General features: G+C 45.8%; 16 protein-coding genes. 13 read left to right on the top strand and 3 right to left on the bottom strand.

The annotated features are described in order from the left end of the window. Positions 1 to 124 precede the first annotated feature (124 nt). Positions 125 to 1,510 (top strand): ATP-dependent protease ATPase subunit HslU, encoded by a 1,386-nt coding sequence (hslU, locus tag ACYVGR_RS31315; protein WP_460963909.1) that lies wholly within the window; start codon positions 125 to 127, stop codon positions 1,508 to 1,510. A 96-nt stretch (positions 1,511 to 1,606) separates the two neighbouring features. Here the strand turns inward: hslU and ACYVGR_RS31310 are convergent, their stop codons facing one another. The 3 genes from ACYVGR_RS31310 to ACYVGR_RS31300 form a co-directional block, all read right to left on the bottom strand. Beyond that, positions 1,607 to 1,999, bottom strand: coding sequence for a hypothetical protein (locus ACYVGR_RS31310; protein WP_460963907.1), 393 nt, complete (start codon positions 1,997 to 1,999; stop codon positions 1,607 to 1,609). Next, positions 1,999 to 3,258 (bottom strand): MFS transporter, encoded by a 1,260-nt coding sequence (locus tag ACYVGR_RS31305; protein ID WP_460963906.1) that lies wholly within the window; start codon positions 3,256 to 3,258, stop codon positions 1,999 to 2,001. The genes ACYVGR_RS31310 and ACYVGR_RS31305 overlap by 1 nt, the downstream gene beginning before the upstream one ends. 129 nt (positions 3,259 to 3,387) lie before the next feature. Further along, on the bottom strand, positions 3,388 to 3,885 hold the full coding sequence (locus ACYVGR_RS31300; protein ID WP_460963905.1) for a YybH family protein: 498 nt from the start codon (positions 3,883 to 3,885) through the stop codon (positions 3,388 to 3,390). Positions 3,886 to 4,019: 134 nt separating this feature from the next. On the opposite strand from ACYVGR_RS31300, the gene mltG reads away from it, so the two are divergent. The 12 genes from mltG to ACYVGR_RS31240 all read left to right on the top strand — a co-directional run bounded on the left by mltG (position 4,020) and on the right by ACYVGR_RS31240 (position 14,336). After that, positions 4,020 to 5,057, top strand: coding sequence for an endolytic transglycosylase MltG (mltG, locus tag ACYVGR_RS31295; protein ID WP_460963903.1), 1,038 nt, complete (start codon positions 4,020 to 4,022; stop codon positions 5,055 to 5,057). A 94-nt stretch (positions 5,058 to 5,151) separates the two neighbouring features. Next, positions 5,152 to 5,565 (top strand): acyl-CoA thioesterase, encoded by a 414-nt coding sequence (locus ACYVGR_RS31290; RefSeq protein ID WP_460963902.1) that lies wholly within the window; start codon positions 5,152 to 5,154, stop codon positions 5,563 to 5,565. A 101-nt stretch (positions 5,566 to 5,666) separates the two neighbouring features. Then, positions 5,667 to 6,623, top strand: a complete 957-nt coding sequence (locus ACYVGR_RS31285; protein ID WP_460963901.1) for a YihY/virulence factor BrkB family protein — start codon at positions 5,667 to 5,669, stop codon at positions 6,621 to 6,623. A 318-nt stretch (positions 6,624 to 6,941) separates the two neighbouring features. Further along, positions 6,942 to 7,907, top strand: coding sequence for a glycosyltransferase family 2 protein (locus ACYVGR_RS31280; protein WP_460963899.1), 966 nt, complete (start codon positions 6,942 to 6,944; stop codon positions 7,905 to 7,907). A gap of 20 nt (positions 7,908 to 7,927) precedes the next feature. Further along, positions 7,928 to 8,548 carry an L-threonylcarbamoyladenylate synthase gene (locus tag ACYVGR_RS31275; RefSeq protein WP_460963897.1) on the top strand — a complete coding sequence of 207 codons (621 nt, stop codon included), beginning with the start codon at positions 7,928 to 7,930 and terminating at the stop codon, positions 8,546 to 8,548. Between the two features lie 102 nt (positions 8,549 to 8,650). After that, on the top strand, positions 8,651 to 9,676 hold the full coding sequence (locus ACYVGR_RS31270) for a hypothetical protein (protein ID WP_460963895.1): 1,026 nt from the start codon (positions 8,651 to 8,653) through the stop codon (positions 9,674 to 9,676). A 448-nt stretch (positions 9,677 to 10,124) separates the two neighbouring features. Further along, complete coding sequence (locus ACYVGR_RS31265) at positions 10,125 to 10,454, top strand: winged helix-turn-helix transcriptional regulator (protein ID WP_460963893.1); 330 nt, start codon at positions 10,125 to 10,127, stop codon at positions 10,452 to 10,454. 8 nt (positions 10,455 to 10,462) lie between these two features. Further along, a complete protein-coding gene (locus ACYVGR_RS31260; protein WP_460963892.1) occupies positions 10,463 to 11,632 on the top strand; it encodes a fatty acid desaturase family protein in 1,170 nt (389 codons plus the stop codon). A 69-nt stretch (positions 11,633 to 11,701) separates the two neighbouring features. Further along, entirely contained in the window at positions 11,702 to 12,604 is a 903-nt protein-coding gene (locus tag ACYVGR_RS31255; protein ID WP_182463790.1) for an SAM-dependent methyltransferase, read from the top strand. Positions 12,605 to 12,743: 139 nt separating this feature from the next. Then, positions 12,744 to 13,640, top strand: coding sequence for a transglutaminase family protein (locus ACYVGR_RS31250; RefSeq protein ID WP_460963891.1), 897 nt, complete (start codon positions 12,744 to 12,746; stop codon positions 13,638 to 13,640). A 361-nt stretch (positions 13,641 to 14,001) separates the two neighbouring features. Beyond that, positions 14,002 to 14,145, top strand: a complete 144-nt coding sequence (locus ACYVGR_RS31245) for a hypothetical protein (protein ID WP_460963890.1) — start codon at positions 14,002 to 14,004, stop codon at positions 14,143 to 14,145. A gap of 5 nt (positions 14,146 to 14,150) precedes the next feature. Next, a complete protein-coding gene (locus ACYVGR_RS31240) occupies positions 14,151 to 14,336 on the top strand; it encodes a hypothetical protein (protein ID WP_460963889.1) in 186 nt (61 codons plus the stop codon). Positions 14,337 to 14,344 lie beyond the last annotated feature (8 nt).

Below are 14,344 nucleotides of genomic sequence, written 5' to 3'. Positions count from 1 at the left end.
TAAAGTGAATTTGATTATGATTTTAATGTACGTGTCTAAAATCCAAATTTCGTCGTTCTTTTGGCACAATTTCAGGTTTCCTGTGTTTCTATAAAAGGGAGCGCAAATACGCTCCATTTTTTCAATGACCCACTCACTCAAAGACCTTACCCCCCGGCAAATCGTTGCCGAGTTAGATCAGTACATTATCGGCCAGCAAGATGCCAAGCGAAACGTAGCCATTGCGCTCCGTAACCGTTGGCGCCGAATGAACAGCCCCGCCGATATGCAACGCGAAATTACGCCGAATAATATCCTGATGATTGGGGCAACCGGCGTTGGTAAAACCGAAATTGCTCGCCGATTAGCGAAACTGGCCGATGCACCCTTTATTAAAGTGGAAGCGTCGAAGTTTACGGAAGTGGGCTATGTTGGTCGCGATGTCGAAAGCATGGTGCGCGATTTGGTCGAGCAAGCCGTCAATATGGTGCGGGCTGCTAAGAAAGAATCGGTACAAGCCAAGGCGCAACAGTTGGTTGAAGATGCCATTCTGGATATTCTGATTCCGCCCGTAAAGCCTGCCAATGGCCAACTTGGTTTCGAGAACGAGAAAAAAGATTCGGATGCCGAGCTCAACGAACGCACCCGCGAACGATTCCGAGAAAAAATCCGATCGGGTGAAATGGACGATCGAAAAATCGAGATCGATGTCCAGCAAAGTCAAACGCCCAATATCGGCATTATGGGTGGCTCGGTTGATGATCTGTCCATGATGAATATTCAGGAGATGATTGGCGGCATGATGCCCAAACGGGGTAAAAAGCGGAAAGTAAGCATTGCCGAAGCCCGCAAAATCATGCTCGAAGACGAAGCCGCCAAGCTCATCGACATGGACGAAGTGAAAGAAGAAGCCATTCGGAAAGCCGAAGATGCGGGCATTATCTTTATTGATGAGATCGACAAAGTAGCGTCTGCTCGCTCAGGCAATGGCGGAGGTGGCCCGGATGTTAGCCGCGAAGGTGTACAACGCGACTTGCTTCCGATTGTGGAAGGCAGTGCCGTAAACACAAAATATGGCGTCATCCATACCGATCATATTTTGTTCATTGCCGCTGGAGCTTTCCACGTAGCTAAACCCAGCGATCTGATTCCTGAATTACAAGGGCGTTTTCCGATTCGGGTAGAATTGCAAAGTCTGTCGGAGAATGATTTCTACCAGATTTTAAAAGAGCCGAAGAACGCACTAACCAAACAATACGAAGCCATGTTGCAAGCCGAAGACGTTAGCCTGACATTTCAGGATGATGCCCTTCGCGAACTGGCCCGGATTGCGTTTGAGGTCAACAGCGATGTCGAAAACATTGGCGCCCGACGCCTACAAACGGTGTTAAGCCACCTCATGAACGATTTTATGTTCGATATTCCGGACGTCATCGGCGCTAATGCACAAGTTGTTATCACCAAAGATTTAGTAAATGAACGGCTGAATGGGCTGGTGAAAAACCGGGACTTGAGCCAGTTTATTTTGTAATGACTTCTGTAGCGTGGACATCCTGTCCGCGTAGCCGAAGGCTAATTTTTAAGCTGAATTTTATTAGCCTTCGGCTACGCGGACAGGATGTCCACGCTACACCAATACCACAACCTGTTTAATAGCCCGATCAATATCCGCTCGCTTTCGATCAGGTAAATCAAAACGATTAAAAGGCGTTAACTGGAGAACAAATGTTTCTTCAACGGCTTCGTCATCAATAGGTGTGTACAGTTTGTAAGCGGTCACCTTTACGGGAATCAGCCCATGTCTGGTTTTGAAGCGGGTTACAATAGAAGCCAGCCATTTCTCAACTTCTTCAATTGAAATCCCATCGGCAGGCACAAACCGGACTTCGGCGTGATTGCGATCAACAAGTGTTTGATCTTCAGGCAAAAAATGACCCTCGCAACTTGAAAACGTGCGAATAAGCCCCGTACTGTTTACCACATCGACTAGTGGGCGAATTTTGGGTTCAATAGCTTCCATCAGGGCTCCCCGTCCAATAATGCCACCTCGTCGGCTTCGTCAATCTGGTGCGAGTTCAATGGAGCTTCCTTCCGCCATAACCATCCCAGGTACACAACGGCCACAAGGGCTAATACACCCGAAACGGCAAAAGACGCATCGATTCCCGACTCCCCGTCAAAGTGATTCAATACCCAGCCCGCTCCCAAAGCACCTAACCCAATGCCCGCTTCGAGCGCGATGTACATAGTAGCCATCGCTCGTCCCCGCGTTTTCTCGTCACTTAAATCAGCCGTCCAGGCGGTTACCGTTGGCGAATTCATCCCCCACGACATACCGTAGAAAATGGCCGCTGTCCAGAATAAAAACGTGGAATCGGTTAAGATTAATAACCCCATCGAAAACGCCAGCACGATTGTCGAAATAAACAGTACCGGAATGCGGCCGTAGCGATCTGATGTTCGGCTGAATACCAACCGAATAGCCAAGGAAGCCACGGTATATACCGTAAAAAACAAACCTTTGTTTGTAACGCCCAGCGACGCACTAAACGAGGAAATTACCGTCAGGATAACGCCCGATGAAAAGGATTGCAACAGCAGAACCAGAAAAGGAGGAATGGCATTCTTGTCGAAAATTTCGTCTTTCTTCAAACGAAGTAGTCCGAATCGAAAGGGTTGTGTCTGCTTGAGAGTTTCGGGCATTCGGAGCAGGATACCGATTGACATTAGTGCAAAAGCCGAAGACGTCCAGAACATAATGTTCATGGAAAAATCGGTGGCTAACCAACTGCCAATGGCTGGCCCCAACGACATACCCATTGCCGTAAACAAACCCAGCATACCCATTGCTTCGCCCCGGCGATTGGCCGGAACCACATCGGCTACGTAGGCCGAGGTAGCCGTAGGTTTTGTTCCTGTAGAAAAACCGTGAATGAGTCGGAGCGTTAGAAAACCCCAGACCGTGAGCAAATAGGGATAAAGCAAGCCACAAACAAAACAGACAACCGAGCCAAAGGCCATAACCGGCACACGCCCGACGGTATCCGTAATTTTTCCGCTGAATGGCCGCGACACACCAGCCGTAAACGTAAAGAGCGCGATAATTAACCCAACATATTCCCGCCCTCCCATTTTTTCCAAATAGGCGGGTAACTCAGGAATCATCATCGAAAAACTGGCCGAAAACAGGAAGTTACTGACCGAGAGTAACCAAAAGGAGAACGTGTAAAGAGAGGGGCCGCTGGGGCTACGTCGAGAGAAAAGTGAACGAACGTCCAAAGTGACTGGATTTGGTTCGCTCAAATTTACAATAGTTTTGACAGGATTTACAGGATAAAACAGGATTTAAGCGTAAGAATAATCCTGTTTTATCCTGTAAATCCTGTCAAAAAACTATGCTTTTGGAGATTACTTCGGTTCTGGCGTGCTATTGCCTCCGTCGACCACAAACCGCCATTGGCCGTTGCGCTGGCGTTTCCAGACCGTTACGTAAACACCATATTGGGCACTCCGTTTTCCGGCATCGTCTTTTTTCGTGAGCATCCATTGACCAAACGTATAGCCTAAATCACCCGATGTAGCCGCATCGGCCTTCAGGACTTGCCAGGTCAAAACGGGTCCATTAGCTGGCAGGCGACTCATCTGAGCCCTCAGCGAATCAAAACCAATCGTGGGAGCGGCCCCGTCGTTGAGTTTAATCACATCATCGCTAGCATAGGTCGTAAAGGCTTTCGCCATGCCCTGTTTTTCAGACATAATACTAAAATTCTGGTCTGCCTCCCGAATCTCGTCGATGGCTTTCTGACGGATGGCGGCCGCCGGATTCATGGAGCGTGGACTATCGACCTGCGTACGGCAAGAGGCTGTCAATCCTAAAAGTAGTATGAGTGATAATGCAGACTTCATGTGCAGTAGGATGATTAGTTGTGATTTGGCGTAAATTTGCACTTGAATTACGAATTACGATGTACGAAGTACGATTTGAGTGCGTGCATCAGTAATAAATCGTAATTCGTACATCGTAATTCGTAATTCAAGTCATGTCTCGTAATTTAAAAATTGCCCTTTTCCTCACCGTTTCGATCCTGCTAACGACGTTTTCGTTTTATTTCTGGCAGGTTTTCAGAAGTCCGAACCTTCAGGTAAACGATGGCGATAAAACGTTTGCGTTGCTCATTCCACGAGGAGCTACGTTTGAGTCGGTTATGGATACGCTAAAAACGCATAAGGTTATCAATGATGAGACGTCCTTTCGGTTTTTGGCCAAATTGATGAAATACCCTGAACTTGTCAAAGAAGGTCGGTATGAAATTAAGCCCCGTATGGGCAACCGGGAAGCGCTGGTTAAACTCCGTAGTGGCAATCAGGATGCCATGCCCGTTACCTTCACCAGCATGCGGCAAAAAAGCGATCTCATTCAGCGAGTCGGCAGCAAGTTTGAATTTGGCCCCGAAGCACTCGGCAAATTGCTCAATGATCCGGCTACCTGTCAGAAATTTGGCTTCGATACCACTACGATTGTTTGCCTGTTCTTGCCAAACACTTATGAAATGTTCTGGACAATTAAGCCCGAAGCGTTTCTGGAGCGTATGGGTACCGAATACAAAAAGTTCTGGACGCCCGATCGTCAGGCCAAAGCGAAAGCGTTGGGTATGAGTCAAACGCAAGTGCAGGTACTTGCTTCTATTGTAGCTTCCGAAACCAATAAACGTGACGAGCAACCTCGCGTGGCAGGCGTGTACCTGAACCGTCTGAAACGTGGCATTAAGCTGGAAGCCGATCCAACTGTAATTTTTGCCTTGCGTGATTTTACCATACGTCGGTTATTGAATAAGCAACTGACCGTCGATTCGCCGTATAATACGTATCGGTATGCGGGATTACCACCTGGCCCAATCAATCTGCCTGCCCCAGCTACCATCGACGCCGTTCTGAACGCTGAACAGCACGATTATCTTTATTTCGTGGTCGATGCTCGTTTCAACGGCTACCATACGTTTTCTAAAACCCTGGCCGAACATCTGGCCAACGCGCGTCTATATCAGCAGGCTCTGACACGCATGAAGATTATGAAATAAAAGGAGGAAAGGGAAGAGAGGGAAGAAGGAAAACAGGTCTGACCAGTACTTCCCTTTCCCCTCTCCTCCCCTTTCTCCCTCTCCTCCCTATTTTATGATTATCCACGACGTTACGAATATTCGGGTTCGTTATTACGACACCGACCAGATGGGCATTGTCTACTACGGGAATTATGCTCGTTTTTACGAAATCGGACGAGTTGAAGCACTCCGACATTTAGGGCTGGCTTACAAGAAAATGGAAGAGGATGGCATTTCGATGCCGGTCTACGATCTTACATCTCGCTTCATCCGTCCCGCCAAATACGATGATCTACTCACGATCCGGGTAACTATTCCGCAGCTTCCCAAAACCCGACTGATGTTTGATTACGAGATATTTAATCAGGAGGGCCAACTATTAAATACGGGCCAGACAACCCTCGTATTTGTCCGAACAGAAACCGGTCGACCTTGTGCAGCCCCACCAGAACTGGTTGAAGCGGCCAAACCTTTCTTTGATCAGTAGGTTTTAAAAGTTGACAGTCGCTAAAAAGCCTTCTCACTGGGCTATTATCGACTATTTGTATTGATGGTTGTACCCCACCTGCGACTAACGACTTTTAGCTTATGTTCGACAAACTTTTAGGATTTAAAGCATTACGAGGTGTTCGGGTCTGGCTACATGCCAATCATCCGTTCAATTCAAAAACGACCTGGTATTCGTTTTTAAAACGGATGCTCGCTCAGATTACCGACAACGACACCAGCGAGCGGGCCGCTTCTGTATCCTATAGTCTTATTCTGGCCGTTTTCCCAACCGTTATTTTCTTCTTTACCCTAATTCCTTATATCAGCTTCATTCCTGATCTTCAGAATCAGATCATGAAATTCTTCCAGGAATTGCTGCCCGGCGATACATTCAGTACAGTCGATACCACAATTCAGGATATCATTAGTCGGCCCCGAAGCGGTGTGCTTTCCTTCGGCTTTTTTCTGGCGTTGTATTCGGCCACCAGTGGATTAGTTGCGCTCATGCAAGCGTTTAACTCTTCTTACCATTCGGCCGAAAAGCGGAGTTTTTTTAAAATCAGAGCCATTGCTATTGGCCTCACCTTCACGCTAGCCTTTGCCTTGATTCTGGCCATTGTTGTTTTAATTATCGGCGGTATTGTAAGCGATTACCTCCTTCATTTTGGTATTCTGAACAACATTGTTTTCATCAATCTACTCGCTATTGGCCGGTATCTGGTTGTTTTTGCTGTGTTTGTGGGGACCATTACGGTCATTTATCGCTTTGGGCCGAACGTCGACATGAACTGGATTTTTATTATGCCAGGAGCCATTACAGCCTCGGTTCTGATTGTGCTGACTACCTTCGGGTTTTCCTATTACGTCTCCAATTTTGGATCGTACAACAAAGTATATGGCTCCATTGGTACGCTGATCGCGTTGATGATCTGGATCAACCTGATCTCGTTATTACTCATTCTTGGGTTTGAAATGAACGTGTCGCTCTACAATCTTGAAGGGGATAAACACCCGAGTGTAGCGGCAAAAACAACAAACGCCACCTCAGAGACTTGAGATGACGTTTGCAAAACCTAACCCATAAATGTAAAAGCACACGCTTCGGTCAAGCACCACGAATGGTACGACCAAAACGCGTTCGGTCAGAAAATCCCAAAAATCGCGCCAATCTTACAGCTAAGGGGAAAATATTTCAAAAATTTGACCGATAACGAACTGGGCATCTATCCGTCCAAAACATAGACATCTAACTATCAGGCCATTTAGGTAATTAACGGTAGCCGCAAGGGTCGCAACTTTTTTTTTATAACTATTTTGGCAAACGAGTTAAGCCACCCACCACTAAATTCTTGCCAAACTCAATTACTTCCTTGGGTGACAGTTATTTGTATCTGCTATAATCACCAGGATTATGTGTTGCAGGCGCTGAAATCAGTAGTTGAACAGGACTATCCAACTATAGAATTGATCGTCATTGACAATGCCAGCACCGACCTTTCCCCAACCCGTATTGGCGAATTTGCTCAATTATTTCCAACCATCCGATTTATCAGGAATGCGGTCAATGTAGGCTTAAATCGAGCATTCAATCAGGGATTGGCGCTCGCTCGAGGGCAATATATCATTGATCTTTCGGCGGATGATCTATTGTTGCCCAACCGCATAAGCAGGCAGGTTAACGCACTTGAGCAATTGCCAGCTAACTATGGCGTTGTCTTTTCTAATGCCGCCTACATTGATGCAGGTGGAAAAAAAACAGGTGTTCATTATCCCGTCGACAGCAACGGCCATACGCTTGTGGATGTCCCAACCGGATTTGTTTTCACGCACCTTCTGAAAGCTTATTTTATTTGTACACCAACCATGATGATGCGTCGAAACATGCTCACTGAACTGGGCGGCTACGATGAGACACTTAGTTACGAGGATTTTGATCTGTGGGTACGATCCTCGCGGACTTATCAATATGCGTATATCGATGAAATTTTGACCTTAAAACGGCTACTACCTACTGCGCTATCAACACAGGTTATACAACTCCATAACCCCCTTCTACCCTCAACGCTAATTGTTTGTCAGAAAGCCTTTATTCTATGCGATAACCCTGATGAATTTCAAGCTCTGGCCGCTCGAATCCAAACATTTATTCGGAAAGCATTTTATGCCCAGCACTTTGAGCTGGTTGCGCAATTTGGCCAGCTTCTTCAACAAATTACGCAACCTGATCTGTTAACCCGGCTCATTCTACTACTGAGCCGATTCCACTTCCCGGTCAATCTATTTTATCGAATTTACCGCCAATGGCAACCTGTTCGTGGTTGGCGAAACCGAGAGGGGTAGTTTTTCGTTAGTAGGTTACTATGTCTGCTGAATTTATTAAGCTTTATCCAAAAAATCCTGACCCACGCCGGATTGACCATATCGTGAAAGCCCTGCGTGATGGCGCTGTGATTATTTACCCAACCGACACGATTTATGGTATGGGCTGCGATATTCATAATGCCCGGGCAGTTGAACGAGTAGCCCGCATTAAAGGCATTAAGCCTACCAAAAACGACTTCTCATTTATCTGTTACGACCTGAGTCATATTGCCGATTATGCCCGTGTAAGCAATCAGGCATTTAAGTTGATGAAAAGTCTGCTTCCTGGCCCGTTTACATTCATTCTCCAAGCAACGAATAATGTACCTAAACTACTCAATACTAACAAGAAAACGGTAGGTATTCGTGTGCCAGACAATGATATTCCGCGTCAGATTGTCCATCAGCTTGGCAACCCAATTATTACGACATCGATTCGGGATGAAGATGAAATAATTGAGTACTCCACTGATCCAGAATTAATTTTCGAGAAATTTCAGAATCTGGTCGATATCGTCATTGACGGCGGCTATGGAGGCAACGTTCCTTCAACAATTGTTGACGCTACAGATGACGAGTTCGCCGTTGTCCGTCAAGGATTAGGTGAATTAGTGCTTTGAAAAGTTACAATAAGATTCTATACTTGCACCGTAGGGTTAATACTCCTTCAAACGGAGTCTAACCCTTTTTTTGCGAATCAACTTTTAACTCATTTTTATAGTATGCGCTTTTCTTTAGCCGCGCTCTCTTTATTAGCAGTTTGTCAGCTTACCAGCTGTTCTTCGCAATCGAAACAGGATGATTCGTCAAAAACGGGAAAACTTACTACCGAAGCCAGCGCGAAACCAGCCGAAACAGCACCAGACTCGTCGGGCAAACCAGCAGCAGAACCCGTTGCGTCAACCCGCGCTGTTAGCACCGGAGACTCTACCCTCGACTCGCTGACCTTTACTCCTCCCGCTGGCCCGTTGATACCTAAATATCGCATCTTCGCTTATTACGGCAACCCGCACTCCAAAAAAATGGGGATTCTGGGCAAATACCCGAAAGAGGAAATGCTGGAACGGCTCGACAATGAAATTAAGAACTGGCAAAAAGCCGATCCAGCTACCCCGATTCAGTCAGCCTTGCATTTAGTGTCCATATCAGCGCAGGGGGCTCCCGGAAAAGACGGGGGTTACCGACTCCGTATGTCTGACAAAACGATTAAAAAGGTTATAAAATGGGGGAACGACCATAAATCTATTGTATTTCTGGACATTCAACGCGGTCACGCTCCGCTTGGTCCTGAAATGGAATACCTAAAAAAATACCTGAAACTTCCGTTTGTTCACCTGGGAATCGATCCTGAATTTTCAATGGTAACGGGTGCCAAACCAGGCACCAAAATTGGGTCTTACGATGCTGCTGATGTTAACCAGGCAGTCCAATTTTTGAGCAAGATTGTTAAGGAAAACAATTTACCTCCTAAAGTGCTGGTCGTTCACCGATTCACCCAGGGGATGATTAAAAATTATAAAAACATCAAGCTCGATCCCAATGTCCAGATTGTGATGGATATGGACGGCTGGGGACCGCCTGTTCTTAAGAAGGACTCCTACCACGATTACATTCAGAAAGAGCCAGTCCAATATACCGGATTCAAGCTGTTTTATGAGAATGACTTTCGCAAACCAGGCTCAAGAATCATGACTCCAGAGGAAGTATTGGCCCTAACGCCCAAACCGATGTATATCCAATATCAGTAAATCAAACTCTTTGATAATCCCCGGATAATTTATGCCATTTCAGAACGGCATAAATTATCCGGGGATTATTATTTTATAAAATCCAGAAAAACAATCCAGCGTATTTATAGTTAATTAATTACTGATTTTCTGACAGTTATCGTCAGTCTTACAAAAACTTACCTGCGTGTAAGCTAATTACCTAAAATATAGTATAGGCTATTCTATAATTGCTTTCGTTTTTGTTCGTTAAGTTTTTAAGTGGTTGGTTTGAGTAATGATAGTATTGTATATCTTGCAACGGTTTGCTCTACTCAACAAGGTTTCCCATCTAGGTTAACCCTTCTCAATTTTCAGTCCAGTCTTTTTCATCTTTTACATACTACCTCTATCGTACATATCTACGATTTCCCTGATTTCACTGCCCTGGATAATTGTGTCCATACAGTTCTATTGACAAACAATAGCCATGTCAATTAACCGGCATGAGGGCCTCAAAAAACCAGATTTACGCCTGATTAACAAAGCGCTGGCAATGGCTAGCGGAAAATGGAGATTGTATATTATCCTGCTTTTGGGAGAGCAAACGCTCCGGTACACTCAGCTCAGTGAGTTACTGCCCGGCATCAGCGAGAAAGTCTTGGCTGGCGAATTAAAAGCACTGGTAGCACTGGGCGTAATGAAACGAAAGGCATATGCAGAAATGCCTCCGCGCGTAGAGTATAAGTTATCAAAGAAGGGCCGGTTAGCCTTACCGATTCTGAGCCAAATTCAGGAAATCGGTCAACTATTTAATTGATGTTATTAATGCGAACCCCATTAAAGTTTAAGAATACGAGTCGATCACTGTTTTACCCAACAGTCCGTAAACGAGTTGACGCCTATTTTACCGAGAAGTCTCTGTCGCCACATGCCAATGGCGCTATGTGGGCCAAGGCCAGTTTCTTTTTAGTTGGCTATGCTCTACTCTACGTCCTGATTATGTCGAACCAGTTTACCCTCTGGCCCATGCTGGTTATGGCTGTTGTATTGGGTATGTTCGGCGCATTTATTGGCTTCAATGTCTCCCACGATGGTTTACACGGTGCATTTTCGGCCCACAGTTGGGTCAATCGGCTGTTGGGTAACAGTTTTTATCTGTTGGGAGCCAATCCGTATATCTGGAAAATTACGCACAACGTTGTTCATCACACCTATACCAATATTCCCGGTCATGATGAAGATATTGACCTTGCCCCTGGTCTCGTGCGGTTAGACGCCGGCGAAGAGCTTCGTCCCTGGCATCGTTACCAGCAGTGGTATACGTTTCCATTATACGCACTGGCGTCCTTGTCATGGGTGTTCCGGAAGGATTATGTGAAATTCTTTAAGAGCGAAATTGGTCATCACGACAATTCATGCCATCCCCGTAGTGAGTACCTTAAGTTATTTGTCTCGAAAGCAACCTATTATTTCTTTTTTCTGGTGTTGCCTTTCCTGATACTTGATTTAGCGTGGTGGCAAATCCTTATTGGCTTTGTTCTGATGCACCTGGCCGAAGGTTTAGTATTAGGCCTTGTTTTTCAACTGGCTCATGCTGTTGAAGGTACTGATTTCCCCTTGCCAGATGAACACGGTGATATTCAAAATGCCTGGGCCATCCATCAGATGCATACAACGGCCAACTTCGCACCCCGCAGTGCAATGGCTGCTTTTCTGTGCGGAGGATTAAACCGACAGATTGAGCACCATTTATTTCCTAAAGTTTGCCATATCCATTACCCCGCCATTACCAATATTGTCAAGAGTACAGCCCACGAGTTTGGCCTTCCCTATCTGGAGAACGAAAGTTTTGGATCAGCATTGGCTTCACACTTTCGACTTTTACAAAAACTGGGTCGTCAGCCCGACGATGTAACCGTATCGGCAAAAGCACATTCGATGGCCCGCCCAAACCCAACGCCGATAGCGAAGCCTATTTTATCCAGTTCACGATAGCTGCGTTTTAACAGTGTTCAGTAACGTCATTTCTTCACTCATCCTCTACTCCCATTTCCTCTTCGCTTTATGGCTTCACAACAAGACCTCGACTTCACGTATACGACCATTGATAAGATTTTTCGCTTAAGCGTGGGGGAAACCGGCGACTATAGCGGGGCTATGTATAACGGAGATTTCTCTTTGACACTGGAAGAGGCACAACGTCAGAAACATGCCTTTATTGCCGATAGCCTGCGTGTTGGCAAAGGAACGCGTATCCTCGACATGGGTTGTGGCTGGGGCCCCTTTCTGACCTTTGTCAAAGGGCGTGGGGCCAATGGTCGCGGGGTGACCCTTTCTAAAGGGCAAGCCGAAGCCTGTCGGGCAAATGGTCTGGAGGTTGAGATTAAAGATTGCCGACTGATTACCCCCGCTGATTATGGCACGTTCGATGCGGTTAGCTGCATTGGCGGTATGGAACATTTCTGTTCGGTGGAGCAATATCAGGCAGGTCAGCAGGATCAGGTATATGCCGATTTCTTTACAAAACTCAATGATCTGCTACCTGTGGGTGGTCGTTTCTACATGCAGACCATGGTGTTCGGTAAAAATATGATTCCATTTGAGGAAATCAGCCTGGATGCCCCTAAAGACTCTCCTTCCTACGCGTTGGCACTCATGATTGCTCAATTCCCAGGTTCGTGGCTACCCTATGGCCCTGAGCAGGTAATTCGCAATGCCAAACCGTATTTTAAGCTCGTATCGCAAAGTAGCGGTCGGCTGGATTATATCGAAACCATTGGCCAGTGGCGCAAACGGTTCCGAGCGTTCAACTTACAGAAGTACTTTTTGTATGCTTCGCTTTTGCCTAAATTATTGACGAATAAGCCTTTTCAGGATTTGATTGCCGTATTCAGAGTAAGCCCCAATCGGGTTTGTTTTCAGAATGAGACTATGGAACACTACCGCCTAGTGTTCGAAAAAGTGTAATCAAGAAAGATTATACAGCACTTTTGTCCACAGAAGCACGGGAAACACAAAGAATTGAAAATTTCATTTTTAGAATTTTACATCTTTGTGCTCTCCGTGCTTCTGTGGACAAATTCATTATACTAGCCCTTCATCTACTATGGCCGTTCGCGTCGCTATTCACCACCACACTCAATACGACTACGATCGGGCGGTTTTTCTGTCTCCTCATTTTATCCGGCTTAAACCAGCAGCCCACTGCCCGGCTATTATTGAATCCTATTCACTAACGATTCGCCCAACGAATCATACACTCCACTGGCAACAAGATCCCTTTGGCAATTTTATCGCCCGCGTCGACTTCTGGGAGTCCATGCAATTGATGTCCATCGATGTGGAGATTGTGGCTACGTTAGCACCAGTCAATCCCTTCGATTTTTTTCTGGATACCTACGCTAATTCGTTCCCATTTGTGTATGAGGATCAGCTCAAAAAAGATCTCATGCCCTACCTGGAGACCGAAGAACAAGGCCCTTATTTAAGCCAATGGTTACAGAAGATTGATCGATCCAACCAGAATACGATTGACTTTTTGATTAATCTGAACAAGCAGGTTAACCAGGATATAGCCTATAGTGTCCGTATGGAGCCTGGTGTACAAACACCCGATGATACCTTAAAATTAGCCATAGGTTCCTGCCGGGACTCAGGTTGGTTATTGGTACAAGTTCTGCGAAATCTGGGTTTGGCCGCTCGTTTTGTTTCTGGCTATTTGGCTCAAGTAGGCCTGGAAAAAACGAAGGAAGCCAATTCCGATAATCCTGAAGAACGCAATTTGCTTGCCTTACATGCCTGGGCAGAAGTATATATTCCCGGTGCAGGCTGGATTGGTCTCGACCCCACATCGGGCATGCTGGCCACTGAGGGCCACATTCCACTGGCTTGTACCTCGACCCCAGCAAGCGCAGCACCACTAACAGGTACGGCTGGTCTTGCAGAAACCGTGCTTACCTACACCAATACATTGACGCGTTTACCTGACAAATCATCGACTTAAAAATAAGTATTTCAACTATTTACAATCATTTTGCCGAAAAACGTGTTGAATTAAAATAACCCTTGTTGTGTGCTTGCTTACCGGCAGTAAAATGCCAATACTAATGGAAGATTACGCCAATGCAAGTAGAAACAAGGTGCTCGTCACGATTAGTACTTCTCTCCTCCAGTTTGGGGCTTCATTAGCCTCTACTTACATTTCTAACCAATTTCAGGTACGCCAGCGTACATTGATTTCTATTGCCGGATTTGTTTAACAATTTTTTCAGCCGGTATATACCAGTCTCTATTCCTCCGTTCAACTCGTCTTGTTCTCGCTACTCTATTTACTTACAGTTTCACGCAGTTAAACCAGTTTAATTATGGCTAATAATCAGAATAAAAAAGTGGCGACCAAGGCTCCTAAAGTACATGGCGCCCCCAAAGTTCCTAAGTATGAACAGCGTGAATCAGCATCGCAGTTAGAATCATTACCTAGCAAAGCTCCATCAAAAGGTAAAAAATAAGCACCATGAGTCATCCGCTAAAGTTAACAGCCCAGGAACGTCAGCGCGCGGCTCATCAGCTAGCCGAAGCCAGCAAGAAGCCTTACATTGCCAAAGGTACGATCCGAACTATCTTATTTTTAACCGAAGAGCAAGCGGCTAAACGATCTGATCTGATTCCTCAATTTGGGCGATTGCCTTTGGGAAGTTAAGAATTCGC

The sequence above is a fragment of the Spirosoma litoris genome (genome assembly GCF_054776755.1).
The sequence above is the reverse complement of the archived record's forward strand: the minus strand, read 5'-3'. Positions and strand labels throughout refer to the sequence as shown.